The sequence below is a fragment of the Micrococcus sp. APC 4021 genome (assembly GCF_030407635.1).
Taxonomy (GTDB): domain Bacteria; phylum Actinomycetota; class Actinomycetes; order Actinomycetales; family Micrococcaceae; genus Micrococcus; species Micrococcus luteus.
The window spans coordinates 1-1408 of record NZ_JASDCZ010000213.1 but is presented as its reverse complement, the minus strand read 5'-3'; the positions used below and the strand labels follow the sequence as shown (position 1 = coordinate 1408).

1 protein-coding gene is annotated in these 1408 nt (G+C 72.2%); it reads right to left on the bottom strand.

Annotated features, from left to right (window positions below; translation table 11 throughout):
• Nucleotides 1-92: 92 nt before the first annotated feature.
• On the bottom strand, nucleotides 93-1408 hold a 1316-nt coding region (locus tag QL983_RS11230), incomplete at its 5' end, for a solute carrier family 23 protein (RefSeq protein WP_290153045.1).

Here is a 1408-nt window from a genome sequence, read left to right as displayed (position 1 = left end):
GTTTTCGAACGTGAAAGGGGGGTTCTCAGCGCTTTCGGTCGTGAGATTGGCCCTATCTCACGACCGAAAGTGCGCGTGGCGCGGGATCGGGGTCAGCCGAGCTGGCCGGCCTCCGAGGCCTCGAACTGCTCCTCGTCCTCGGGCACCGGCTCGGTGCCGCGGGCGCGGGCGATCGCCGTCATGAGGTGGTACACCACCAGGGCGGCGACCGTGCCGAGCGTGATGCCGCCGAACACGAGCCCGCTGACCACGAGCTGGGGGTCGGCGATCGCGATGATCAGGCCCGCACCCGCCGTCATGAGGTTCACGGTGTTGGAGAAGTCCACGCGGTTCTGCACCCAGATGCGCACGCCCATCATGCCGATCATCCCGTAGAGGATGATGCCCGCGCCGCCGGCCACCCCGGCCGGGATGGTGGCGACGGCGGCCCCGAACTTCGGCAGGAACGCGAGGGCGATCGCGGTCAGGCCGGCCACCCAGTACGCCGCCGTCGAGTAGACGCGCGAGCTGGCCATCACGCCGATGTTCTCCGCATACGTGGTGGTGCCGACGCCGCCGCCCGCGCCGGAGAGCATGGTGGACAGGCCGTCCGCGATCAGGGCACGGCCGGTGAGCGGGTCCAGGTCGCGCTTGGTCATCAGCCCGACGGTCCTGACATGGCCGATGTTCTCCGCGACCAGCACGAGCACGACGGGCAGGAACAGGGGCAGCAGGTCCCAGCGCAGCTCCGGGCCGTGGAAGGGCGGCAGCCCGATCCAGGCGGCCTCCCCGACGGCGGCGAAGTCCACCTGGCCCTGCGCGAGGGCCAGCACGTAGCCCACCACGATGCCCACGAGGATGGACAGGCGGCCCAGGAGCCCCCGGAACGTCACGGCCGTGAGCACCACCGCCAGGGCCGTGCCGAACGTGGTGACCGGCACCTCCTGCATGGCCGTCGTCGTGGCGCCGGCGAGGTTGAGGCCGATCAGGGCCACGATCGTGCCCATCACCGCCGGCGGCATGAGCGCGTGGATCCACCCGGTGCCGGCGCGGTGCACGATCGCGCCGATCACCGTGAGCAGCAGGCCCGTCACCAGGATGCCGCCGAGCGCGGCCCCCGTGCCGCCGATCGCGGCGGCGGCCGTCAGGGGTGCGATGAACGCGAACGAGCTGCCCAGGTACGAGGGCAGGCGGTTGCCCGTGATGACCAGGAAGAGCAGGGTGCCCAGGCCGGAGAAGAGCAGCGCCGTCGTCGCGGGCATGCCGGTCAGGGCGGGCACGAGCACGGTGGCGCCGAACATGGCCATCACGTGCTGCACGCCGATGCCCACGGTCCGGGGCCAGCTCAGCCGCTCGTCCGGGGCGACGACGGTGCCCGGGGTGATGGTGCGGCCGTCGCCGTGGAGGCGCCAGCCGGGGCCGCGCGAGG